Origin of the sequence: Pseudomonas sp. TWP3-2 (genome assembly GCF_049897765.1) — a bacterium.
GTDB lineage: Bacteria > Pseudomonadota > Gammaproteobacteria > Pseudomonadales > Pseudomonadaceae > Aquipseudomonas.
The window spans coordinates 77853-101511 of record NZ_JAFCWW010000011.1 but is presented as its reverse complement, the minus strand read 5'-3'; the positions used below and the strand labels follow the sequence as shown (position 1 = coordinate 101511).

At 58.0% G+C, this 23659-nt stretch carries 17 protein-coding genes; 9 read left to right on the top strand and 8 right to left on the bottom strand.

Annotated features, from left to right (window positions below):
* Positions 1–7: 7 nt before the first annotated feature.
* Positions 8–1741, top strand: coding sequence for a PTS fructose-like transporter subunit IIB (locus tag ACP7EE_RS17730; RefSeq protein ID WP_426235595.1), 1734 nt, complete (start codon positions 8–10; stop codon positions 1739–1741).
* Between the two features lie 574 nt (positions 1742–2315).
* A complete protein-coding gene (locus ACP7EE_RS17725) occupies positions 2316–3857 on the top strand; it encodes an alkaline phosphatase D family protein (protein ID WP_426235593.1) in 1542 nt (513 codons plus the stop codon).
* 229 nt (positions 3858–4086) lie between these two features.
* On the opposite strand, the gene ACP7EE_RS17720 is transcribed toward ACP7EE_RS17725, so the two are convergent.
* The 3 genes from ACP7EE_RS17720 to ACP7EE_RS17710 form a co-directional block, all read right to left on the bottom strand.
* A complete protein-coding gene (locus tag ACP7EE_RS17720) occupies positions 4087–4452 on the bottom strand; it encodes an endonuclease domain-containing protein (RefSeq protein WP_426235591.1) in 366 nt (121 codons plus the stop codon).
* Between the two features lie 262 nt (positions 4453–4714).
* Positions 4715–7243, bottom strand: coding sequence for a PepSY domain-containing protein (locus ACP7EE_RS17715; protein ID WP_426235589.1), 2529 nt, complete (start codon positions 7241–7243; stop codon positions 4715–4717).
* Positions 7244–7373: 130 nt separating this feature from the next.
* On the bottom strand, positions 7374–9695 hold the full coding sequence (locus ACP7EE_RS17710) for a TonB-dependent receptor (protein ID WP_426235587.1): 2322 nt from the start codon (positions 9693–9695) through the stop codon (positions 7374–7376).
* A gap of 207 nt (positions 9696–9902) precedes the next feature.
* Between ACP7EE_RS17710 and ACP7EE_RS17705 the strand changes: the two genes are divergently transcribed.
* The 4 genes from ACP7EE_RS17705 to ACP7EE_RS17690 all read left to right on the top strand — a co-directional run bounded on the left by ACP7EE_RS17705 (position 9903) and on the right by ACP7EE_RS17690 (position 14842).
* On the top strand, positions 9903–10583 hold the full coding sequence (locus tag ACP7EE_RS17705) for a Fe2+-dependent dioxygenase (protein WP_426202605.1): 681 nt from the start codon (positions 9903–9905) through the stop codon (positions 10581–10583).
* Positions 10580–11353 (top strand): tetratricopeptide repeat protein, encoded by a 774-nt coding sequence (locus ACP7EE_RS17700; protein ID WP_426235585.1) that lies wholly within the window; start codon positions 10580–10582, stop codon positions 11351–11353. Before ACP7EE_RS17705 ends, ACP7EE_RS17700 begins: the two co-directional genes overlap by 4 nt.
* Before the next feature lie 204 nt (positions 11354–11557).
* Complete coding sequence (locus ACP7EE_RS17695) at positions 11558–13822, top strand: alpha-xenorhabdolysin family binary toxin subunit A (protein ID WP_426202603.1); 2265 nt, start codon at positions 11558–11560, stop codon at positions 13820–13822.
* 123 nt (positions 13823–13945) lie between these two features.
* Complete coding sequence (locus ACP7EE_RS17690; protein ID WP_426202601.1) at positions 13946–14842, top strand: hypothetical protein; 897 nt, start codon at positions 13946–13948, stop codon at positions 14840–14842.
* A 49-nt stretch (positions 14843–14891) separates the two neighbouring features.
* Here ACP7EE_RS17690 and ACP7EE_RS17685 read toward each other — a convergent pair whose 3' ends face one another.
* From ACP7EE_RS17685 to ACP7EE_RS17665, 5 genes are all read right to left on the bottom strand, one after another.
* Positions 14892–16055: a type III PLP-dependent enzyme gene (locus ACP7EE_RS17685; RefSeq protein WP_420647583.1), complete on the bottom strand. Its 1164-nt coding sequence runs from the start codon at positions 16053–16055 to the stop codon at positions 14892–14894.
* A gap of 369 nt (positions 16056–16424) precedes the next feature.
* A complete protein-coding gene (locus ACP7EE_RS17680) occupies positions 16425–17582 on the bottom strand; it encodes a betaine/proline/choline family ABC transporter ATP-binding protein (protein ID WP_420647584.1) in 1158 nt (385 codons plus the stop codon).
* Positions 17579–18232 carry an ABC transporter permease gene (locus ACP7EE_RS17675; RefSeq protein WP_426235583.1) on the bottom strand — a complete coding sequence of 218 codons (654 nt, stop codon included), beginning with the start codon at positions 18230–18232 and terminating at the stop codon, positions 17579–17581. The genes ACP7EE_RS17680 and ACP7EE_RS17675 overlap by 4 nt, the downstream gene beginning before the upstream one ends.
* Before the next feature lie 13 nt (positions 18233–18245).
* Entirely contained in the window at positions 18246–19139 is an 894-nt protein-coding gene (locus tag ACP7EE_RS17670; RefSeq protein WP_426235581.1) for a glycine betaine ABC transporter substrate-binding protein, read from the bottom strand.
* A gap of 20 nt (positions 19140–19159) precedes the next feature.
* Positions 19160–19876, bottom strand: a complete 717-nt coding sequence (locus ACP7EE_RS17665; protein ID WP_420647587.1) for an ABC transporter permease — start codon at positions 19874–19876, stop codon at positions 19160–19162.
* A gap of 330 nt (positions 19877–20206) precedes the next feature.
* Here ACP7EE_RS17665 and ACP7EE_RS17660 point away from each other — a divergent pair, with 330 nt between their 5' ends.
* From ACP7EE_RS17660 to ACP7EE_RS17650, 3 genes are all read left to right on the top strand, one after another.
* Positions 20207–21790 (top strand): peptide chain release factor 3, encoded by a 1584-nt coding sequence (locus ACP7EE_RS17660; RefSeq protein WP_426235579.1) that lies wholly within the window; start codon positions 20207–20209, stop codon positions 21788–21790.
* Between the two features lie 226 nt (positions 21791–22016).
* Positions 22017–23210 (top strand): MFS transporter, encoded by a 1194-nt coding sequence (locus ACP7EE_RS17655; protein ID WP_426235577.1) that lies wholly within the window; start codon positions 22017–22019, stop codon positions 23208–23210.
* Between the two features lie 156 nt (positions 23211–23366).
* On the top strand, positions 23367–23612 hold the full coding sequence (locus ACP7EE_RS17650) for a hypothetical protein (RefSeq protein WP_420647590.1): 246 nt from the start codon (positions 23367–23369) through the stop codon (positions 23610–23612).
* Positions 23613–23659 lie beyond the last annotated feature (47 nt).

The window sequence follows — 23659 nt, the reverse complement described above, 5'->3', positions numbered from 1 at the left end:
GTTGGTCATGAAATTAGCCATTGTCACGGCCTGCCCGAACGGCATGGTCACCAGTGTTCTTTGCGCCCGATTGCTGGACGCCGCCGCTCAGCGTCAGGGCTGGAGCACCAGTGTCGAAGTGGTCGATGCAGCGCATCCTGAACGTGAATTGTCGGCGGCCACGATTGCCGCGGCCGAGTGGGTGTTGCTGGTCGCCACTGGCACGGTGGACATGACTCGATTCGTTGGCAAACGCGTCTTTCAGATCGCCCCGGCGCAAGCGTTGCAAGATGTCGAAGCAGTGCTGCGTCGCGGCGCTGAAGAAGCTGAAATTTACGTCGCTACAGACGCCGCGCCGGTTGCGGTTGCGCAGAACGCTCCGCGTCTGGTCGCTGTCACCGCATGCCCGACCGGTGTCGCTCACACCTTCATGGCCGCCGAAGCATTGCAGCAAGCGGCCAAGCGTCTGGGCTATGAGTTGCAAGTCGAAACCCAAGGCTCGGTCGGTGCGCGCACTCCGTTGAGCGCGACGGCAATTGCCGAGGCTGACGTGGTGTTACTGGCAGCGGATATCGACGTCGCCACCGAGCGTTTCGCCGGCAAGAAAATCTACCGCTGCGGCACCGGGATTGCGTTGAAACAGTCCGAGGCAACGCTGAAAAAAGCCTTGGCCGAAGGCGTGCAGGAAAGCGCTGCAAGCGACGGAAAAGCGTCGGCCAAACAAGAGAAAACCGGTGTCTACAAACACCTGCTGACCGGCGTGTCCTACATGCTGCCGATGGTCGTGGCGGGCGGTCTGATGATCGCGTTGTCGTTCGTGTTCGGCATCACCGCGTTCAAGGAAGAAGGCACGCTGGCGGCGGCGCTGATGCAGATTGGCGGCGAGACCGCGTTCAAGTTGATGGTGCCGTTGCTGGCGGGTTACATCGCCTACTCGATTGCGGATCGTCCGGGCCTGGCGCCGGGGATGATTGGTGGCTTGCTCGCGAGCACGCTGGGCGCCGGATTCATCGGCGGCATCGTTGCCGGGTTTATCGCCGGTTATGCCGCGAAAGCGATCAGTCGTTATGTGTCGTTGCCGCAAAGTCTCGAAGCGTTGAAACCGATTCTGATCATCCCGTTGTTCGCCAGCCTGTTTACCGGGCTGGTGATGATTTACGTGGTCGGCAAACCGGTGGGCGGGATGCTCGCGGCGCTCACGCATTTCCTCGACAGCATGGGCACCACCAACGCGATCCTGCTCGGTGTGCTGCTTGGCGGCATGATGTGCGTCGACCTTGGCGGGCCGATCAACAAGGCCGCGTATGCGTTCTCGGTCGGGCTGCTGGCCTCGCAGAGTTATGCGCCGATGGCCGCGACCATGGCCGCGGGCATGGTGCCGCCGATTGGCCTCGGTATCGCTACGTTCATCGCCCGGCGCAAGTTCGCGCAGAGCGAGCGCGAGGCGGGTAAAGCGGCGTTTGTGCTGGGGCTGTGTTTTATCTCCGAAGGGGCGATTCCGTTTGCCGCGAAAGATCCGCTGCGGGTGATCCCGGCGAGCATTGCCGGCGGCGCGCTGACCGGTGCGCTGTCGATGTACTTCGGCTGCAAACTGATGGCGCCGCACGGTGGGCTGTTTGTGCTGGCGATCCCGAATGCGATCAACCATGCGTTGTTGTATCTGTTGGCGATTGTTGCCGGGAGTTTGCTGACGGCGGTGGTGTACGCGGTGGTGAAACGCCCCGAGGCTGTCGAGTTGGCGCTGGAACCCGCGAAAGCCTGACAATGCGATACCCCTGTGGGAGATTCTATGTTTGGGGGGAAGCCCCCAAACCTGTTTTTGACTGAGTCCATTTCCGTTGCTGCGGTAACGGCTTCCTAGGGTTCCGCCCTTACGGCGGGTCACCTTTTCCAAACGCCGGGATGCCGGCCCAGCGAAAAGGTAACCCAAAAGGCTTTACCCTGACGTTCGGCCCTCGCTGTGGCTCGGGTTCCTTCGCTGCGGGATTGATCCGGGGGCATCGCCTCCGGTTTGCTGCGCTGCACCTCCTCTCGATGTGTTTGGCTGCGCCAAACGGTCGCTGCGCTCCCACCCCCTGATCAATCCCTCCACTCAGCCTGCCGACGGGCGCTTTAGATCAAAAGCTTTACTCGAGCTAACGCTCATCGTTGAGTGGGGCGGCTGCGCCGCATGCGGTGTGTAGATCAAAACCTGTGGGAGCTGGCTTGCCAGCGATGGCGGCCTGACAGCCGACCAGTCTGTTGCTGAATGCACCCAATCCCACTGTGGGCGCCAGTGTTGTCATCCCCAATTCATGATCGCGTGCTTTAGTTCTCCTTTTGTCAGGGAGAACACCATGAGCGATTTCAATCTCGGCCGCCGACGTGTGATGCAAGCCGTCGGTGCCGGGCTGCTCATGCCGGGGCTGGCGCCGGCGGTGATTGCATCGGTCAAGGACCGCCCGCAACTCACCGACGGCGTGCAGTCCGGCGACCTGCTCGGCGATCGCGCGATGATCTGGAGCCGCAGCGACCGTCCCGCACGCATGGTCGTCGAATGGGACACCCGCAGTCTGTTCGGCAACCCACGGCGCTTTGTCTCGCCGCTGGCCGATGCTCGCACTGATTTCACCGCCCGCGTCGAACTCACCGGGTTGCCCGCCGATCAGGCGATTTTCTATCGCGTGTATTTCGAAGATGCGCAAACCAGCGTCGCCAGCGAGCCGTGGTTCGGCCACCTGCGCAGCGTGCCGACGATCAAGCGCGACATCCGCTTCGTCTGGAGCGGCGACACCGTCGGCCAAGGCTTCGGCATCAACCCGGACATCGGTGGCATGCGCATCTACGAAGCCATGCGTCTGCGCCTGCCGGACTTCTTTATCCACAGCGGCGACACCATCTACGCCGACGGCCCGGTGCCGGCTCAGTTGGTCACCGAAGGTGGTCGTGTGTGGCGCAACATCACCAGCGAAGCCAAGAGCAAAGTCGCCGAAACCCTCGACGACTATCGCGGTAATTATCGCTACAACCTGATGGACGAAAACATCCGCCGCTTCAACGCCGAAGTGCCGCAGATCTGGCAGTGGGACGATCATGAAGTGGTCAACAATTGGTCGCCAGGCAAGCAGCTCGATGAGCGTTATCGCGAGAAAGATATCCAAAAACTGTTGGGGCGTGCGCGTCAGGCCTGGCTCGAATATGCGCCGATGCGTTTGCAGGCTGCCGATGGCGGCGGACGGATTTATCGCCAGCTCAGTTACGGGCCGCTGCTCGATGTGTTCGTGCTCGACATGCGCAGTTATCGCGAGGCGAATGACGACAACCTCGGCGCGGCGAAACCGTTCCTCGGGCGTGAGCAACTGGACTGGTTGAAGCACGGCTTGAAGGGTTCTCAAGCGCAGTGGAAAGTCATCGCCGCCGACATGCCAATCGGCCTCGGTGTGCCCGACGGTGAGGTAAGCCCCGGTGTCGCGCGTTGGGAAGCGGTGGCCAACGGCGATCCCGGCCCGGCGCAGGGGCGAGAGATGGAGATCGCTGAACTGCTGGGTTTCTTGCGCGCGCAGCAGGTACACAATTTCGTGTTCCTCACGGCCGACGTGCATTACTGCGCGGCACATCACTACCACCCGGATCGGGCGGTGTTTCAGGATTTCGAGCCGTTCTGGGAGTTTGTGGCGGGGCCGTTGAATGCCGGGAGTTTCGGGCCTAATCCGCTGGATAAAACTTTTGGGCCAGAGGTGGTGTTCGAGAAGGCGCCGTCGGTGCAGAACATGTCGCCGTTTGCCGGGTTTCAGTTTTTTGGCGAGGTGAATATTGAGGGTGTCAGCGGGGAGATGAGTGTGGTGTTGCGGGATCTGGATGGGGTGGCTGTGTTTGAGCAGAAATTGCAGCCGGTTTGATCTGGTTGAAGATCAAAAGCTAAAAGCCCCTCACCCCAGCCCTCTCCCGGAGGGAGAGGGAGCCGACCGAGGTGTCTCAAGCCTTGCATCAACCTGAAAAACTGAGTTGATTATGGATTCCGCACGAGGCCTTCAGGTCGATGTATTTCTGCAGCATCCCACGGTCGGTCCCCTCTACCTCTGGGCGGTCCGACGTTTCGGGAGGGCTAGGGTGAGGGCAGCCTTTGGATCAGGATCGCAATCTCCGCTCCGCCGCAATCCGCATAATCTGCTCCAACACATCCCCCATCTGCCCAATCACCTCAAGATTGCTGAACCGCACCACCTCAATTCCCAGCCCCTGAAGAAAAAGCGTACGCCGTCGATCATGAATAACCCCTGCTGTCTCGAAGTGCTGACCGCCCTCCAGCTCAACAGCCAGTTTCAATTCAACACAGTAAAAATCCAGCACATACGGATGACATGGAAACTGCCGGCGGAATTTCAGGTCGGCGAGTTGTCGTGAGCGCAGTTTTTGCCAGAGCAGGTGTTCGCAGTCGGTTTGGTTGATGCGCAGTTGGCGGGCGAATTGGGCGAGGGTGGGGCGGGTTGGCATGCTTCACGGTCCTTGTGAAGGTGGGTTGAGATTTTACGGTAGACCAGTTCCCCTCACCCCAGCCCTCTCCCGGGGGAGAGGGGGCCGACCGAAGTGTCTCAAGTTGTATATCGACCTGAAAAATCCAGGTGAATATGGAATCCACAAAGCAACACCAAATCCATTTTGGATTCACTAAAGCTCTTTCACGTCGGCGTATTTCCACAGCATCCCCCAATCAGTCCCCTCTCCCCCCGGGAGAGGGTTAGGGTGAGGGGGTCTTCTAATAGACGTCGCGGCGATAGCGGCCTTGTTCGATGAGGCGTTCTACTTCAGCAGCGCCGAGGATGTCATTCAGTACTTGGTCCACGCCGGATGCCATCCCTTGCAGACTCCCGCAGATATAAATCACCGCGCCATCCGCCAACCACTTCTTCAACTCCTCAGCCGACTCGCGCAAGCGATCCTGCACATAAATCTTCTCCACCTGATCCCGCGAAAACGCCAGATCCAGCCGCTCCAGATCGCCATTGATCAACCACTCTTCAAGCTCCGCACGGCAGAGGAAATCCTGCTCCCGATTGCGCTCACCGAACAGTAACCAGTGCCGCTGCTGACCATCGGCAATCCGCGCCTTGAGCAAGCTGCGCAGTCCCGCCAGACCTGTGCCGTTGCCCAGCAAAATCATCGGCAGCGGTTCGTTCGGCAGATGGAATCCGCTGTTGCGCCGCACGCGCAGGCTGATGCTGCCGCCCACCGGCGCATGCTCGGTCAACCAGCCGGAACAGATGCCGAGGTTACCGTCGGAGTGCTGTTCCTGACGCACGATCAATTCGAGGATACCGTCGGCGGCGATCGAGGCGATCGAGTATTCGCGCATCGTCAGCGGGACCATCGCATCGACCAACGCCTGGGCATGCAGCCCAACGAGCTGTGCGCGGTGTTCGGGCAATTGGCGGGTGGCGAGGGCCACTTCCAGCGGTTCTTCGAGGCCGTTGAGCTTGACCAGGGTTTCGCCGCGAATGCCCAGGCCATCGAGGAAATGCTCGACGATCCACGGGCAATTGCGTGGCAACACTTCTACCAGATCACCGGCCAGCCAACTGCTGGTATTCGGTGCGCTCAGGCCCAGCAGGTAAACCGGCGAGCCGCTGCTGTCAGGGTTCATCAAGTCGCGACGCACCAGCGTCCAGTTGTCGTAGCTCGGTGCTTGCCAGGTGTCGACCGCTGCTTGCCCGGTGAGCAGGCCGAGTTGGGTCTGCCAATGACGCAGCGCGTATGGGTCACCGCTGTCGACTTCAACTGGCGCGAACAAAGTCTTGCCACCGTGCTCGCTCAACCAATGATGCAGGCGTCGGGCGAAGCCGCAGAAGTTTTCATACTGACGATCGCCGAGGCCAAGTACTGCGTAATTCAGGCTGTCGAAGGTCGAGGCCTTGCTCAGCACTTTGCGCTCGAAACCGCGAGCGCTGTCCGGCGCATCGCCGTCGCCGAAGGTGCTGACCACGAACAGCGCATTGCTCGAATCACGCAGATCCTGCTCGCTGACATTCGCCAGTGGCTGCACCCTCACCGGCAATCCGGCAGCCTGCAATTGGCCGGCAGTCTGCCACGCCAGTTGTTCGGCAAAACCGCTCTGACTGGCGAAACCGATCAGCCAGGCCGAGGCATTGTCGGCCGGTTGATCGAAGCCTTTACGTGCGTCTTTGACCTGCTTTTTCTTGCGCCGACGATCCAGATACAGCAGCCAGCCAGTGATGAAAAACAGCGGCATGCACACGGCGGCGAGGGTAATGATGATGCGGCCGACCAGACCGAAATAGCTGCCGACGTGCAGCGCATAAATGCTGGTCAACAGCTGCGCCTTGAAGCTCTTGTCGGCGTAACGATCCACGCGTTTGACCACGCCGGTGGCCGGGTCGAGAGTGATCTGATTCAGCGCGCGATCATGCGGCGAGCTGTCGAGCAGGTAGAACACGGTCGCCGGTTGCCCGGCCACGGCAGGCATGCGGATGTTGTAGGCCGACAGGCCCGGGCCAGCAGTGCTGTAGATGCTGCTCCACATCGCTGCGTAATCGGCGGTCGGCGTCGGGCCTTCAGGTGCCGGGCCGCGACCACCGCGTACGCGCTCGTTTTGCGGCGCGTCGGAAAGCAATTTGGTCAGGCCTTTGTTGTACCACTCGTACGACCAGGACAACCCGGTCAACGCCAGCAGCAGATACACCAGCAGACACCAGGTACCGGCCACCGAGTGCAGGTCCCAGTTGAAATTGCGGCCCTTTTTCTTCCAGTCGAGGGTCAGCCACACGCGCCAGCTGTTCCACTGACGCGGCCAGCGCAGGTACAGACCGGACAGGCAGAAGAACAGCAGAATCAGGGTGCAGGCACCGGTGATGTTGCGGCCGGTATCGCCCATGGCGAGGAAGCGGTGCAGCTGCAGCATCAGGCCGAAGAAATCCTGACCAACCGCGTCACCCTTGAACTCGGCGGTGTACGGATCGAAGTAGCGCATCTCGCCACGCCGTTCACCCTTGGGCGGGGTGAAGAATACTTTCGCCGCGTTGCCGCTGTCGGTGTCGACCCAGAGCATCGCGACCTTTTTGCCGGACGCGGCTTCGATATGCTCCACCAGTTCAACCGGTGGCAGCACCCCGGCGACCTGCTTCTCGACCTGCAGCACCGAGGGATTCAATGCGCGCAGAATTTCATCCTGAAACGAATACGCAGCGCCGGTGATGCCCATCAGGGCCAGCACCAGTCCGGCAGTGATGCCAAAAAACCAGTGCAACTGGAACAGGGTTTTCTTCAACACGTCGCTTGCCTTGTTCGTCGAAAGTTGTTTTCACGGCGCGCATTATGCCGTGGGTTGGCGAGAAGCTTATTGATTACGCACAAAAGCCCCGTTCAATTGAATGAACGGGGCTTGGTGTTTCCGGCTTCTATCAGAAGTGGAAGTTGGTGCTCAACAGTGCCGTACGGCCCGCCGCCTGGTTGGCGAAGTGGGTCGAGAAGGCTTTGTCGTAATAGTTTTCGTTGGTCAGGTTCTGCACGTTGAGTTGCAGATCGACGTTCTTGGTCAGCTTGTACGCGGCCATCGCGTCGTAGCGAACATACGAATCAACCATCGTGGTGTTGGCCACACTGCCGAACACATCATCCACATAGAACGCACCGCCACCGATGGTTAGCTTCGGCGTGACCTGGTAAGTGGTCCACAGGCTGGCGCTGTTTTTCGGGGTGTTTGGCAGTTGGTTGCCGTTGTTGGCTTTGTTGGCCGGCAGGTCACCACCATCCACTTGCTCGCTGTCCATGTAGGCGTAACCGGCGAACACCTGCCACTTGTCGGTGATCTTGCCGCTGGCCGACAACTCGACACCTTGCACGCGGGTCTTGCCGGCGTTCTCGTAGGACGTGGTATCGACTTGCACGCGCGCGTTTTCTTTCTCGGTGCGGAAGATGTCAGCGGTCAGCGACAGGCGATCATTCAGTAGATCCCACTTGGTGCCGATTTCGTAGTTCTTGGTGGTTTCCGGCTCCATGTCGCTCTTGAGCAGGTTACCGCTGCGGTCCGGCGTGCCGCCCAGCGGGTTGCCTTCCTGACCTTCGCCAAGAGTGTTGCCCGGTGGAGTGGCGGAGGTGGCATACGAGGCGTAGATGCTGCCGTTTTCTGCCGGCTTGTAAACCACGCCGAACTGACCGGTGACGAACTCGCTGGTGTCCGCGCCTTTGGACGTGGTGCGGCCAGCGCCGTTGTAAGTCTTGTAGCCGGTTTCGAAGTGGTCGTAACGCAGACCCGTGTTCACCAGCCACTGCTCGGACAGTTCCAGGGTGTTGAACGCATACAGCGCGTAAGTATCGGACTGGGTGTCGGTGCCGGCATAGTTGCGCGAGATCGCGCCGTTCCACGGATCGTTCGGGTTCGGGTTCGACAGCGAGGTGCAGTTGTAGCCGCTGGATGCGCCGATCAATCCCGGGTTGCAATTGGTGGTCACAGCGCTGGTGCGGGGCGTGGTGTCAGTGTTGACGTTGTACGAGGACTTCTGACTTTCCTCACGGGTGTATTCGACGCCGGTGGAGAAGCTGTTCTTGAAGCCGGCGACGTAGAAGTTGCCGAACAGGTCAGTCTGATTGGTGGTGGTCTCGGTGTTGCTCACCCGAGTATTCGCCCGCCGCCAGACGCTGCCGTTGTTGACGTTGCCTTTGCTGTCGTCCGGCTGCGTGAGGATGTAATCCTGCATGCTGGTGCCGTGGCGCAGGGTGTTCTTGATCGTCAGCGAGTCGCTCAGATCATGCTCGATGGCGAAGGTCGCGGTATCGGTGCGACCCTTGCGGAAGTCGCGACCCAGACCGTAGAAATTGTCGTGATCGCCACCGGCATTCGGCTTGTCCGGATTGGACTTGGTGCGCGCCGCCGAACCTGCCGCTGGAATGCTGTACGGGATACCCGAATCCGGGGTGTCGTTGCTTTCGAGATGGTAATAATCGAGGTTGACGCGGGTGTCGGTGCCGAGGCCGAAAGCCAGGGAAGGTGCGATGCCCCATCGGTCGTAATCGACTTTGTCGCGGCCGGCAACGTTGCTCTCATGGCTCATCAGGTTCAGACGGCCCGCAGCGCTGTCGCTGAACTGATAGTTGCCGTCCATGGTGTAACGCTGAGTCTGGTCGGAACCCCAGGTGAAACCACCGTCGAACGAGTTGCCCAGGTGCGCTTTTTTGCTCACAAGGTTGATGCTGCCGCCCGCCGCGCCGCGACCACCGATGGCCGAGTTCGGGCCTTTGCTGACTTCGATGTTTTCCACGGCGAAGATTTCGCGGCTCTGCGAACCGGTGTCACGCACGCCATCAAGGTAGGTGTCGCCCTGAGCGTCGAAACCACGAATGAACGGACGGTCGCCCTGTGGGTTGCCGCCTTCACCAGCGCCGAAGGTAATGCCCGGCACGGTACGCAGCGCGTCCTGCATGTTCAGGGCGCCGGTGTCTTTCAAAACTTGTTGCGGAATCACGGTGACCGAGCGCGGCGTGTCGATCAGCGGCGCGGTGTACTTGGGCGAGGAGGCTTTTTCGACTTGGTAGGACGTCGCGTCCTGGGCTTCGCCGGTGATGGCGGTGGCGTCCAGGGCGATGGCATTGCCGGAGGTTTTGCTGTCGGTCTTTTCAGCGGCGAACACCATCTGGCCTGCGGAGCCGGCGGTGATTGCTACGCCGATTGCAGAGGCGAGCAGACGTGGTGAACTGACCGGTAATTGTGCGTGTAGACGTGCCATTTTTATTCCCCTCCCCAAGGATTTGAGGCGGCGGAATATAGGTCAAACAAGTATTCGTATCAATTGCGAAACATTACTATTCGCGACAAATTTACATTCTTTACAATTTAACCTTACGGTTTTTGCCAGTTCATCCGTCTGCCGGGTTTTACACAGACAATAAGAATCAATACCATTGCCGCCTCTTTGCCATCAGGGGTCATCGCCATGCTGCTGCACATTCCCGGTCTGTTCGAAAAAGACGAAGTGCAGCGTATTCGCGAGGCTTTGCAGCAAGCGGATTGGGCGGACGGCAAGATCACCGCCGGCTATCAATCGGCCAAGGCCAAGCACAATCTGCAACTGCCTGAAGGCCATCCGCTGGCCAAGGAAATCGGCGCGGCGATGCTTGAACGTCTGTGGAAAAATCCGCTGTTCATGTCCGCCGCACTGCCGCACAAAGTATTCCCGCCGTTACTCAACTGCTACACGGCGGGGGGCAGTTTCGATTTTCACATCGACAATGCGGTGCGCCAGCCCAAGGGCAGCCCCGAGCGCGTGCGCACCGATCTGTCAGCCACGCTGTTCTTCAGCGAGCCTGAGGATTACGACGGCGGTGAGCTGGAGATTCAGGACACCTTCGGCACTCAACAGGTGAAACTGCCCGCCGGTGACATGGTGTTGTATCCCGGCACCAGCCTGCACAAGGTCAACGCCGTCACCCGTGGCGCGCGGTTTGCCTCGTTCTTCTGGACGCAAAGTCTGGTACGCGAGGACAGCCAGCGGGCCTTGCTGTTCGAGATGGATGGGGCAATCCAGCAACTGACGCAGGACATGCCAGATCATCCGTCACTGATCCGCCTCACCGGGACTTATCACAACCTGTTGCGCCGCTGGGTCGAGGTATGAGTTTTCAACTGCGCCGCGAGGAAATCCTCGACGGCGAACAGCTCAAAGCCATGCTCGAAGAAAGCCCGGCACGTGCGGCTCAGGCGATTTTGATCGCCTCCACAGAAGGTGTGCTGGATGCTCAGGCGCTGCTAGGGCAGATCCTGCTGGACGGGCAAGGCATCGCGCAGGATCAACCGCTGGCCGTGCGTTGGTTCGAGATTGCCGCCAAGCGTGGGCACTTGATGGCGCGCAACATGCTCGGTCGTTGCCATGAGCAGGGCTGGGGTTGCGTCTCTGATGCTTCAATAGCTGCAAGGCATTATCGTCAAGCTGCTGAAGCGGGACTGGATTGGGCGATGTATAACTATGCCAATCTCTTGGCCACTGGTCGTGGAGTGATCAAGGATCAAGTGCAAGCCTTGACTCTCTATCGCCGCGCAGCGGAACTCGGCCATGCCAAATCGATGAACCTCTTGGGGCGGTATCTGGAAGAGGGTCTGGGCTGTTCGGTCGATTCCATAGCTGCGCACGACTGGTATCGCCGTTCCGCTGAAGCAGGGGATTTTCGTGGCCAGTTCAGCTACGCCAGTATCCTGATTGACCAGAAAAGGATCGAGGAGAGTCTGGCATGGTATCGCCGCGCGATGCTTGGCGGAAATCTTGCGTTTCTGAAGGTTGCGACTCAGGCATTGATGAGCGCGACGGACCCTCGTGTTCAGGCATTGGCCGAGGAATATCAACAAAGGTCGAAGTTGTTAAGCAACTCTTTGAGCGTTCCTGTTGCATAGTCTCAGCTTGACTGTAAATGCTTTTAAGTCTGATTTTCTACGGTCTGCAGTATTAATTCGCTATTTTTGATTGAGTTAATACATTTGGATTTAAGTTGGTGATTTGAGGTTTGTGTTTTCTCGGATAGTCTTTGTTCGAGACTAAAAGTTGTTCTGGTCTTTATTCTTTTCGGTTTTATTCTTTGACTAATTAATGGAGTAGTTATGTCTAATGGTTTTTTGTGGGGGGATGCGTTAAATAATGCAACGCCCGAAGAAGTAACAAAGTTCGCCGCTGCAGCCCCTAAGCTGTTTACTCAAGGTTCTGTCGGAGCACTTGATGGATCCACTCGTGACTCGGGGTTGTTGCTGACTAAAAAACAAGTAATTGATCTGCGCAAATATGAGGCCGCCGGTCTGGCGTTGCCCTATACCCTAGAGGATGTCAGGGACTATCTACGCTTTGGTGCAGGTCAGGATGGTGGCCCAGGACTGAGCCCTGCCGACTTTCTGGCTACTTTTTTGAATACCCGAAATCATGCCAGGCGCTGGTCGCCACTGCGCGAGCGGATCATGATGACGGGGCGTGGTCTTAAGGAGTTTGCCAGTAGCATGGTGAACTATGGCGCTTCGATGAAAGAGGTCTATAGCGAAGTAAAAGCCTCGGGACTCTTGGAAAAGCATAATGTTAGGACGCTGGAGCAGTTGAAACAACTGCAGCTTGAACTGGGTGATAAGTTTCCGGGTATTGAACTGGAAGAGGATACCATCAGTACACTCGATTATTACTTGAGGCGTATTTTTGAAAAAATTGATTTCAATCTACAAGAGGTGGGTAGTATCAAGAAAGACCTTGATATGTTTGGCTATGATCTGCGCGAACACATCTTGCCAGGTATAAAGCTGAGAGTCGGTCTGATCGAAAATAGTTCTTTGGCGGAAGACGTTAAACAGCTGAAAGCGGTGATCGATGAGCGTGCAAAAGAAATCGATATCAAAAATACTGAGTACAAGGCCGCTGTTCAAGAAGCCCTGAAAGCTGCTGCGGGAATGAATATTGTCGGGCTGGCGATGGCCATTTATATGGGGGTGGAGGCGGAAAATATTCGCGCCCGGCGCAACGAGCTGTACGCCGAACAAGAAAAGGACATTCTGATTCTTACAAACAAGAACCAGACCCTGGGATCGCTGGCGCGGGTCAAGCATGATCTGCAAAGTCTGATGATTGTCGCAATCGACGCCGATGTAGCCACGCAAAATCTGATGTATGTCTGGAGCGTTCTGCATCGGAGCATCATGAACTCTACTGGCGCGGTTGGCCGTATCGAGGACGCATTGGGTCTCAAGATTTTCATGTCTGAATTCGCAGAAGTCGTTAATCCATGGGTGCAGATCAAAACGGATTCGGACAAGTTGATTGAGGTGTTCAAAGAGGCGGACGAAGAATACGAGCGTAATTACGGAAACACATCGCGTTCGATGGCGTTCACTGCATCGTTTCAACAGACTTATCCGGAACTCGACTTGGTTGCGCTCAGGGATAGTCATTCACAGATGAGCGAGCATCGCACGCAGGCGCAAGTATGGCGGGTAAAGCTGAATTACCTCCCCGATCTGTTTGATCGCTTCAATCGACTTGTCCAAGGCGTCGGTCAAGGCGCTATTGGACTGCAAACTGCAGCCTTTGAAAGCAGTGATCAATTAGACAATAGCCTGCAACGTCTGGACAGACTCGAGAAGATGTTCGAAGAGGAAAACGACGCTCAGGAGATCGAAGAGATCAACGCTCAACGCCAACGCCTATTGAACGACGTTGCAGACGCGATTGGCCTGCAAACCACTCAAGTACGCAAGTGCCTGAAAGAAATCAGCGATACGTTCGACATGCGTTCAACGCGGGGGTACATCACCGACTTTGAACGTGATGAAGTGCTGGCAAAAGCGGAATTCGTCGCCTTGAAAGGAAAATGGGAAATCCTTAAGGAAGAGCGCAAGCTTGTTATCGACGCTATCGAGACTTTGGAAAAGAAAGGTATTGAGGAGCTTGGCAAAGATATCGCATTGACGGTCGATAAGGTGATAGCACTGGGCCTGACACCGCCGCAAGTCGCGGTGGTGATGTTAGCTATCGATCAGCTCAAAAAGACCATTGGTAATATCGGCGAAGGCATTCGTTTTCTGGATATGGTTCGGGAAAGCGACAAGCTGCAAGGCAAAATCGCGGCACTCGACAACGAAATCAATCTTCAAGACGGTGTGGTCAGTGCCTCGGCCGGCAAGATCAAATACCTGCAAGCCCTTCACGCGATTGAAGAACAACGCAAAATCCACGTAGCGAGTTACAGTCCCGCGATTAGCGCTTTTGAACTTTTCCAGACCGCTACCGACAAGAGCTCCTTCACCGATGATGACGTTCGCAGCGCCACCTTCAAGGCGCAAGCGAAATTGTTCATTGCATTCCTTACTCCTGTTTCGGTCCCTAACCGCTAGGTTGGGCTGAGCACTCCATCGATCCGTGTTAATCGAGGTGCAATGGCATATCGGTTAACACGGTTAGCCAAACGAGAGCTGGTCGTTGGCCATTGATGGTTTGCCATGTTTGAGGAAACACTGATGCTTGATTATTTATTGGCAGAAAAGAATTTTGCCACCTTGAAGCAATACGTTGATTTTTTGAATGAGCTGCCCGCGGCGTTGGTGGAAATCAATCGATTCTCCGATGCCATCGCCCGAACCGGGCACACCATGTTGCCGCCACCCAATGCTCAGGCATTGAGCCAGGTGGCGTCCGCCAACGAACTATGCTGGCGGGCGATCGGCATCACCGTGCCTTTGTTGGGCAATACATCCGCCCGGATATTGCACGACGTGAGCAGTTTCATCAGCGAGTTTGAAGCTGTTGTCTCCGTCACGCAGAATCGACGATTGCCCATTTCCGTGATTGATCCACAACAGTTCACTGTCGTGAGATCCGCCGATTGGGGAAGTGCCCCTCGTGCAGATGTGATTGATATTCTGCGCGAACTCGATGCTCGGTTGGGTTCTTGCCAACGTGCTGTGTCGGATTTCAAATCGCAAGTGACAAGTCTCGCTGAATCGATCCATGGCATTTTTGTTCGCTTTATCGAATCGCTGACGATGCCACTGTGCAGTTGCGACGGCCCAACCCCTAAGATCGAAGTCTATTACGGTTTGGGTCGAATCGGTCTACCGGGTATGGGCTATGATCCAGGCCAACCGTATTCGGAAGAGCGACGACAGGCGATGGCCAGAGAGCATGTCAGGCGGTTGTTCGATCTTCGTCGGCGTGCCGGTGTGGCAGCGAGCAATCTCGGCGATTTCTGTTATCGATGGGTATACATGCTGGATGAAGCGAAACGAACTTTGCGAACTCACCATCCCCATCAGACGATGGCTCGTGCCAAGGCTTCGCTGCCGCTGGTCATTGGCTCGCTTGATGAAATCAAAGGCATGTCCGAACAATTGGTTCAAATGGCAAAGACGCTCTAAAAAAAAGCCCATGACACGTCATGGGCTTTTTGCATTACCGGTTCAAGAGTTACACGTAGTAGGACTTCAGCGGCGGAAAGCCATTGAACTCAACCGCGCTGTAACTGGTGGTGTAAGCGCCGGTCGACAACCAGTACATACGATCACCGATCGCCAGGTTCAGCGGCAGACCGTACTTGTAGTTCTCGTACATGATGTCGGCGCTGTCGCAGGTCGGGCCGGCGATGACCACTTCTTCCATCTCGCCTTTCTTCTCGGTCCAGATCGGGAACTTGATCGCTTCATCCATGGTTTCGATCAGGCCGGAGAACTTGCCCACATCCGTGTACACCCAACGCTCTACCGCGGTGCGCGATTTACGTGCGACCAATACCACTTCACTGACCAGAATACCGGCGTTGGCAATCAGCGAACGGCCCGGCTCGAGAATGATTTCCGGCAGATCATCACCGAAGTCTTCTTTGAGGAAGCGGATGATTTCTTCGGCGTAGGTTTCCAGGCTGTTGGTGCGGGTGATGTAGTTGGCCGGGAAGCCACCGCCCATGTTGATCAGCTTGAGCACGATGCCGTCTTCTTCTTTCAGGCGCTCGAAGATCACTTTGACCTTGGCAATTGCGGCATCCCAGACGCTGATGTCGCGCTGTTGCGAACCGACGTGGAACGAGATGCCGTAAGGCACCAGACCGAGGTCGCGGGCGAGGATCAGCAAGTCCATGGCCATGTCGGTCTGGCAGCCGAATTTGCGCGACAGGGGCCAGTCAGCAGTGGTCGAGCCTTCGGTAAGGATGCGCACATAGACTTTCGAACCCGGCGCAGCCTTGGCGATGTTGCGCAGGTCGGCTTCGGAGTCGGTGGAGAACAGGCGCACGCCTTTGTCGTAGAAGTAGCGGATGTCCTTGGATTTCTTGATGGTGTTGCCGTAGCTGATACGGTCGGCGCTGACGCCGCGATCCATCACTTTGTCCAGCTCGTAGATCGAGGCGATGTCGAAGCTCGAGCCTTTGTCTTTGAGCAGGTCGATGATTTCGACAGCCGGGTTGGCCTTGACGGCGTAGTAAACCTTGGCGAATTCGAAACCGGCGCGCAGGTCATCGTAGGCCTGGCTGATCATCGCGGTATCAATCACCACGAACGGGGTTTCTTGCTTGTCGGCGAACGCCTTCATTTTGTCAAAAGTGGCGCGCGCGAAATAATCTTCGACGTTGATCGACATGCTAGGGAGCTCCTACTGGCAAACGTTAGTAATCAATGGGTGCAAATGAACGTCCTCCGTATCCCCACTTTGGTTCGCCTACTTCCCAAGGCATGTCGCCGAAAGCAAAAAGGCCATGGAAGCGGTGCTGCCCCTGGCCTGCTGTCTCGTCGTCAGTACTTGAGCCGGATGGATCGTTTCCAGCATGGACGTTCGGCGCGAACTTTAGGGTGTGAGGGGGCTGAGATCAACTAAAAATGTCGCGTTTTTGCACGCTTCCGTCGTGCGGTCGGCTCATCTACTGATGTAACCGACCTGCATGACAGTGTGATGTTCCCCCGGAAACGGAATTCCGGGGGGGGGGGGGGGGGCCGAGTTGCCACAAATCCATCAGGCCAGTGCAGTCTCGGCGGGAGAGACGATGCTGGTCTTGCCGCCGCGCGACTTGCCGGAGCTCAGGTACTCGGCAATCGATTCCTGAGTCACTTCCCCAAGGAACACCCGGTCGGCGTCCATCACCGGCAGCCACGAGCGGTTGAACTCGTACATCCGCGACAACAGGATGCGCAAATGCTCGTCATACGCCGCCGTGGCGTTGAACTCGCGCAGATACTGCGCGCAGGTCCCGGTCTGACGGTGCAGGTCGCGACGTCGAACATAACCCAGTGCTTTGTTATCACCGTCGGTGACCACCACATAACGACGGTCATGTTCGTCCATCAATTCCAGCGCATCGGCCACCGGAGTTTCCGGGCTGACCGACGGCGCGTTGTCCGCCGCGTCTTCAGCCTTGACCAACAGCAGACGTTTGAGGGTGCTGTCCTGTCCGACGAAGTTGCTGACGAACTCGTCGGCAGGGTGAGCGAGCAGGGTGTCCGGATGATCGATCTGCAACAGCTTGCCGCCGCGAAAGATCGCGATCTTGTCACCGAGTTTGATCGCTTCGTCGATGTCGTGGCTGACCATGATCACGGTCTTGTTCAGCGCGCGCTGCATCTCGAAGAATTCGTTCTGGATCATCTCGCGGTTGATCGGATCGACCGCGCCGAACGGCTCATCCATCAGCAACAGCGGCGCATCTGCCGCCAGCGCGCGGATCACGCCGATTCGTTGCTGCTGGCCGCCGGACAGTTCACGCGGGTAACGATGCAGATATTGCTTGGGCTCAAGCTTGATCATGCTCATCAATTCGCGGGCGCGGTCGTGGCATTTCTGTTTGTCCCAGCCGAGCAGTTTCGGCACCACGACGATGTTTTCTTCAATGGTCATGTTCGGGAACAGACCGATCTGCTGAATCACGTAGCCGATGTTGCGGCGCAGGGTCACGGCGTCGAGGTCGGTGGTGTCTTCGCCGTTGATCAGGATCTTGCCGGAGGTCGGTTTGATCAGGCGGTTGATCATTTTCAGCGTGGTGCTTTTGCCGCAACCCGATGGCCCGAGGAACACGCAGATTTCGCCTTCATTGACGGTCAGGCTCACCGAGTCCACGGCTTTGACATCTTTGCCGTTGCTCTGGAAGGTCTTGCTGAGGTTTTGAAGTTCGATCATTTGAGTAATCCTTTTGGAGTCAACGAGCGTTGCAGCCATTGCAAAAACAGGTCGGCGAAAATCGCCAGAAGACTGACCAGCAGTGCGCCGACAATCAGCATCGACATGTCACTGCGGCTGATGGCGGCGAGGATCAGCACGCCGAGGCCGCCGGCGCCGATGGTTGCGGCGATGGTCATCACGCCGATGTTCATCACTACGGCGGTGCGCACGCCGGCGAGAATCACCGGCACTGCGATGGGCAGTTCAACCATGCGCAGGCGCTGGCCGAAGGTCATGCCGATGCCGCGTGCGGCTTCGCGAATACCGGGCTCGACGCCAGTCAGCGCGAGGTAGGTGTTGCGCATGATCGGCAGCAGCGAATACAGGAACACGGCAGTGATCGCCGGCATTGGGCCGAGGCCCTGGCCGAATTTCGAGTAGAACGGCAGCAGCAGGCCGAACAGCGCAATCGACGGCACGGTCAGCAGCACCGTGGCGCTGGCCTGCAACGGGCCGGCAAGGCTCGGGAAGCGAGTCATCAGAATGCCCAGCGGCACGCCGATGAGGATCGCCAGGGTTACGGCAATGCCGACCAGCGTGATGTGCTGCCAGGTCAGGTGCATCACCTGCTGCCAGTCGAGGTGGGAAAAGGCGTTCAAGAATTCCATGACTTTTCCTCCCTTAATTCAGTGGATGCTGGCGCAGGAAATCAGCGGCAACAGCGGATGGGCTTTCGTGATCGACATCGACCCGCGCGTTGAGCTGACGCATCGTGGCGTCGTCGAATAGTTCGGCCAGCGGCTTGAGTTGCTCGGCCAGTTGCGGGTGCGCGTCGAGATACGCCTGACGCACGACCGGTGCTGCGGTGTAGTCCGGGAAGTAATGCTTGTCGTCTTCCAGCAACTTGAGCTTGAAGGCGTTCAAGCGGCCGTCGGTGGTGTAGACCAGACCGGCGAATACCTGACCATTGCGCAGCGCGGTGTAGACCAGCCCGGCGTCCATCTGACGGATGTTTTCACGCGTCAGGTTCATGTCGTAGAGCTTGACCATGCCGTCCAGACCGTCGGAACGGTTGGCGAATTCGGTATCCAGCGCCACCAGATGCTCGGTCTTGGCTTCGTCGCGCAGCACTTTATTCAGATCGCTGATGCTGTTGATCTGCGGGTAAGCGTCGGCGACGTTTTTCGGCAGGGCGAGCGCGTAGGTGTTGCTGAATTTCGACGGCGTCAGCCAGATCAATCCTTTTTTCGCATCGAGTTCTTTGACTCGGGCGTAAGACTGTTGGCTGTCGAGTTTCTCGGTCACATGGTTGTAAGCCACCAGCGACACGCCGGTGTATTCCCAGAGCATGTCCAGTTGCCCGCTTTCGTGAGCGCTGCGGGCGAGGTTGCTGCCGAGGCCGCCGGTAACTTGCGTGTCGTAGCCTTTGGCGCGCAGGTATTGCGAAGTGATTTCGGCCAGCAGGGTCTGTTCGGTGAACACCCGCGCGCCGATGCGGATTACCGGTTTTTCGGCGGCTTGGGCAAATCCCGCGAACAGCAGGACGCAGCCCAGAATCAGGGTCAATCGTTTCATAAGTATTCCTTTGCCAAGGCTCAAGACGTGCGCAAACCGCGTTCCAGCCACAGACGGCTGGCAAGGGTGACCACACCATCAAGCAGCAAGGCCAGCAGCGCGGTGCACGCGGCGCCGAGCAACAGTTGCGGCTGATTGTTCAGGGCGATGCCGGGGAAGATCAGGCTGCCAAGACTGTTGGCGCCGATCAGGAAGGCCAGCGGCGCAGTGCCGACGTTGATCGCCAAAGCCACGCGTACACCACCGATGATGATCGGTACGGCGTTGGGCAATTCGACTTTCCACAGCACTTGGCGCGGGGTCATGCCGATGCCGACCGCAGCCTCTTTCAACGAACCCTGAACGTTTTTCAGGCCTTCGTAAGTGTTGCGCACGATGGGCAGGAGCGAGGCGAGGAACAGCGCGAAGATCGCCGGACCACTGCCGATGCCGAGAATCCCCAGGGCAATCGCGAGTACGGCCAGCGGTGGCACGGTGTTGCCGATATTGAAGATCTGCATGAAGCGTTCAGCGCGGCCGACCATGCTCGGGCGACTGAGCAAGATACCGGCGGGGATGCCCACGACAAGGGCGGCCAGCATTGAAGCGAGGACGAGAATCAGATGAGCTTGCAGGTAAAACAACAAATCGTCGCGGTAGTGTTCGATCGTGTTGATGCCGATCCAGTGGACCAGCAGGGCCAGGAGCGCGATAACCACCGCACCTCCAATAAGCCCTTTGCCATAGCGGATAGCCACAGGCGGACTCCTTTTTTATAGTCGGCGAACGCCATCCCGAGTGACATGCCATGCCTGGCTGCCGGGACATTAACGTTCGCGAGAAGCAGCTCCCTCAGCACCGGCAACAGCGGTCTGAAAGCGAGCCATGAGCGCAGCCTCGTCAGGCTAACTTGCTGATTTTTCAGCCCCTGACGAAATTTCGTAACAGGGGATGGACGTCTCCGTGCTTCAAAAGGTTCCCACCTGCGGCAGCATTTGGCCACCCTTAATATGCTCAACGGTTCGGTTATTGCATCGACATGGGCTATAATCGGCGCCCTTTTTTAGATCACCGCCAGGCGATTTCCCATGACCAGACAGGCCGCCGAAGTCGCGAAACGCCGCACTTTCGCCATTATTTCCCACCCCGATGCCGGTAAGACGACAATCACCGAAAAGCTCCTGTTGATGGGCAAGGCGATTGCGATTGCGGGCACGGTGAAATCGCGTAAATCCGACCGCCATGCGACATCCGACTGGATGGAGATGGAAAAGCAGCGTGGTATTTCCATCACCACGTCGGTCATGCAGTTCCCGTATCGCGACCACATGGTCAACCTGCTCGACACCCCGGGTCACGAAGACTTCTCCGAAGACACCTACCGCACATTGACGGCGGTCGACTCGGCATTGATGGTTCTCGATGGCGGTAAGGGTGTAGAGCCACGCACCATCGCGCTGATGGACGTCTGCCGTCTGCGTGACACGCCGATTGTCAGCTTCATCAACAAACTCGACCGGGACATCCGCGACCCGATCGAACTGCTCGACGAAATCGAAGCCGTGCTCAAGATCAAGGCGGCGCCGATCACCTGGCCGATTGGTTGCTACCGCGACTTCAAGGGTGTCTATCACCTCGCCGACGACTACATCATTGTCTACACCGCCGGCCACGGTCACGAGCGCACTGAAACCAAGATCATCGAAAAACTCGACTCCGACGAGGCGCGCGCGCACCTCGGTGACGAGTACGATCGCTTCGTCGATCAGCTGGAACTGGTGCAGGGCGCCTGCCACGAATTCAACCAGCAGGAGTTCCTCGACGGTCAACTGACCCCGGTGTTCTTCGGTACGGCACTGGGCAACTTCGGTGTCGATCACGTGCTCGACGCTGTGGTCAATTGGGCTCCGCGCCCACTGGCCCGTGTGGCCAACGAGCGCACGGTTGAGCCGGTGGAAGAGAAGTTCTCGGGCTTCATCTTCAAGATCCAGGCGAACATGGACCCGAAACACCGTGACCGCATCGCGTTCATGCGTATCTGTTCCGGCAAATACGAGAAAGGCATGAAGATGCGCCATGTGCGCACCGGCAAGGACGTGCGCATCGGCGACGCCCTGACCTTCTTCTCCTCCGAACGTGAACAGCTTGAAGAAGCCTTCGCCGGCGACATCATCGGTCTGCACAACCACGGCACGATCCAGATCGGTGACACCTTCACCGAAGGCGAAGCACTGGGCTTCACCGGTATTCCGCACTTTGCGCCGGAACTGTTCCGCCGCGTGCGTCTGCGCGATCCGCTGAAATCCAAGCAGCTGCGTCAGGGCCTGCAACAGCTCGCGGAAGAGGGCGCCACTCAGGTGTTCTTCCCGGAGCGCAGCAACGACATCATCCTCGGCGCCGTCGGTGTGCTGCAGTTCGACGTGGTCGCCAGCCGCCTGAAAGAGGAATACAAGGTCGAGTGCTCCTACGAGCCGATCACCGTGTACTCCGCGCGCTGGATCGATTGCAGCGACAAGAAGAAGCTTGAGGAATTCTCCAACAAGGCAGTGGAAAACCTGGCAATCGATGGCGGCGGTCACCTGACCTACCTCGCCCCGACGCGGGTTAACCTGGCCTTGATGGAAGAGCGCTGGCCGGATGTGAAATTCCGTGCGACGCGTGAGCATCACTAAGCGCTGATGGATGACGCCGCGAAAGCCCACTGTGAAAACAGTGGGCTTTTTTTTGCGCGTTGATCAAGTATGAGCGCCCATACGGTTCATTCATGCCATGCACTGAACCTGTGGCGAGGGAGCTTGCTCGCGCTGGGCTGCGTAGCAGGCCTCGGTTTTTTGGGGCCGCTTTGCGACCCAGCGGGAGCAAGCTCCCTCGCCACAAGGTTGATCAAGGAGGGATCAAATGATCAGTAGGCTTACTCATCTGCTTCGCCTCAACGGCTATTTCAGCACCATGGCCTGGGTGCTCGCGGCATTGCTGTTCATCAATCGCTTGAGCAGCATGGTCAAGTTGTTCATGGCGCTGTATCTGCGTCAGGAGCTGGGGCTGGCGATTGAGACAGTTGGCTGGTTGCTGTCGGCGTACGGCGCCGGTTTGCTGGTCGGGTCGATGCTCGGTGGCTGGCTCAGTGATCATGTGCGCACGGCGCGGCTGACGGCGGCGCTTTTTTTCGTTTCGGTGTGGGTGTTGATTTTGCTGGGGCTGGTGACGCAAGTGCCGTTGCTGGCTGCCTTGTTGCTGCTCAGCGGGACCATTGATGGCGCCATTCGCACATTGCATCAGCGCCTGATCATGGAATATTGCGCGGTGGCGCAGCGCTCGCGTGCGCAGGCGTTGAGCCGGGTGGCGCGCAATCTCGGCATGGCGGCCGCCGGGGTGGCGGGTGGGGTGTTGGCGCAGAACGATTTTCGTTGGGTGTTTTTCGTCAGTGCGGCGATGACGCTGCTGGCGTTGCTGTGGTTTGTCCGCACCACATGGCGGCGGCCGGTGCTGATTGTCGAGGAGCAATCCGATAGCGGCGTGGGTGCCTCCGGTTCGCCTTTGCGCGACAGACCGTTTCTCTGGCTGTTGGCGGCAACCGCCGTGCTCGGCATCGCGTTCGACACGGTTTACAGCACGCTGGGCAACTATCTGCGTGATTACTATCAGTTAAGTACAGAGGCAATTGGCTGGCAGTTCGGGCTCAATGCGCTGCTGGTGATTGCGCTGCAGATTCCGCTGTCGCACTGGGGCGAGCGTTGGGGCTCGCGGCGGCAAATGGTGGTGGGCAGTGTGCTGCTGGCCTGCGGTCTGGGCATGTTGCCGTTCGGTACCGGGTTGGCGTTCGTCTGCCTGTCGACGGTGATCTGGACCCTGGGCGAGGCGCTGTTCATGCCGCCGCTGAATGTGTTGGCGATGCAGTTCGCCCAGCGTGGCAAGAGCGGCCAGTACTTCGGCCTGTTCTTCATGAGCTGGAGTGCCAGCGCGTTGCTGTCTCCGGTGCTCAGTGGTCAGTTGTACGGCAATTTCGGCGGGCACAGCGTATGGCTGGCCAGTGCTGCGCTGCTGTTGATGTCGATCCCTTTGACGTGGCAAGCCACCCGCCCGCTTAGCTGATCCGGTTATTGACGTTATTCGAAAGCAATCTGTCCGCCGACGGCATTTCTGCCCCCTCGTCAGCGTCCTAAGTGGTGAGTCCGGCTGATCGGAACTAGATTTCACACAGCGCCAGTCCGGCACGCATGTCTTACCTGAAAATGGATGGAGTCGGCTATGAAAAGCAGGTTGCTACGAATTTTATTGCTGTTGAAAGTGATGGTCATGCTGTCCCTCGGCACCGCGACGGCTTGGGCCGAGTGCGAGGATCATGATTCCCAGGCATTCAACGGACAGGTCGGGCACAGCGGCTTGATGCTCGCCAAGTCCGAATCCGAACCGGGTGATCAGGGGCAGGGTGGCAGTGCTGACGATGACGATTCGACTACTGATGATCCGGACGAAGGCGACAGCCAGACGTAGATTGCAGGCAAAAGAAAACCCCTTCTTTCCCGATTGATGCGCAATCG

What these genes read in the sequence shown, in the direction of transcription:
- ACP7EE_RS17730 (WP_426235595.1), top strand. Translation starts at nt 8, where the DNA reads ATGAAATTAGCCATTGTCACGGCCTGCCCGAACGGCATGGTCACCAGT.
- ACP7EE_RS17725 (WP_426235593.1), top strand. Translation starts at nt 2,316, where the DNA reads ATGAGCGATTTCAATCTCGGCCGCCGACGTGTGATGCAAGCCGTCGGT.
- ACP7EE_RS17720 (WP_426235591.1), bottom strand. Translation starts at nt 4,452, where the DNA reads ATGCCAACCCGCCCCACCCTCGCCCAATTCGCCCGCCAACTGCGCATC.
- ACP7EE_RS17710 (WP_426235587.1), bottom strand. Translation starts at nt 9,695, where the DNA reads ATGGCACGTCTACACGCACAATTACCGGTCAGTTCACCACGTCTGCTC.
- ACP7EE_RS17705 (WP_426202605.1), top strand. Translation starts at nt 9,903, where the DNA reads ATGCTGCTGCACATTCCCGGTCTGTTCGAAAAAGACGAAGTGCAGCGT.
- ACP7EE_RS17700 (WP_426235585.1), top strand. Translation starts at nt 10,580, where the DNA reads ATGAGTTTTCAACTGCGCCGCGAGGAAATCCTCGACGGCGAACAGCTC.
- ACP7EE_RS17695 (WP_426202603.1), top strand. Translation starts at nt 11,558, where the DNA reads ATGTCTAATGGTTTTTTGTGGGGGGATGCGTTAAATAATGCAACGCCC.
- ACP7EE_RS17690 (WP_426202601.1), top strand. Translation starts at nt 13,946, where the DNA reads ATGCTTGATTATTTATTGGCAGAAAAGAATTTTGCCACCTTGAAGCAA.
- ACP7EE_RS17685 (WP_420647583.1), bottom strand. Translation starts at nt 16,055, where the DNA reads ATGTCGATCAACGTCGAAGATTATTTCGCGCGCGCCACTTTTGACAAA.
- ACP7EE_RS17680 (WP_420647584.1), bottom strand. Translation starts at nt 17,582, where the DNA reads ATGATCGAACTTCAAAACCTCAGCAAGACCTTCCAGAGCAACGGCAAA.
- ACP7EE_RS17675 (WP_426235583.1), bottom strand. Translation starts at nt 18,232, where the DNA reads ATGGAATTCTTGAACGCCTTTTCCCACCTCGACTGGCAGCAGGTGATG.
- ACP7EE_RS17670 (WP_426235581.1), bottom strand. Translation starts at nt 19,139, where the DNA reads ATGAAACGATTGACCCTGATTCTGGGCTGCGTCCTGCTGTTCGCGGGA.
- ACP7EE_RS17660 (WP_426235579.1), top strand. Translation starts at nt 20,207, where the DNA reads ATGACCAGACAGGCCGCCGAAGTCGCGAAACGCCGCACTTTCGCCATT.
- ACP7EE_RS17655 (WP_426235577.1), top strand. Translation starts at nt 22,017, where the DNA reads ATGATCAGTAGGCTTACTCATCTGCTTCGCCTCAACGGCTATTTCAGC.
- ACP7EE_RS17650 (WP_420647590.1), top strand. Translation starts at nt 23,367, where the DNA reads ATGAAAAGCAGGTTGCTACGAATTTTATTGCTGTTGAAAGTGATGGTC.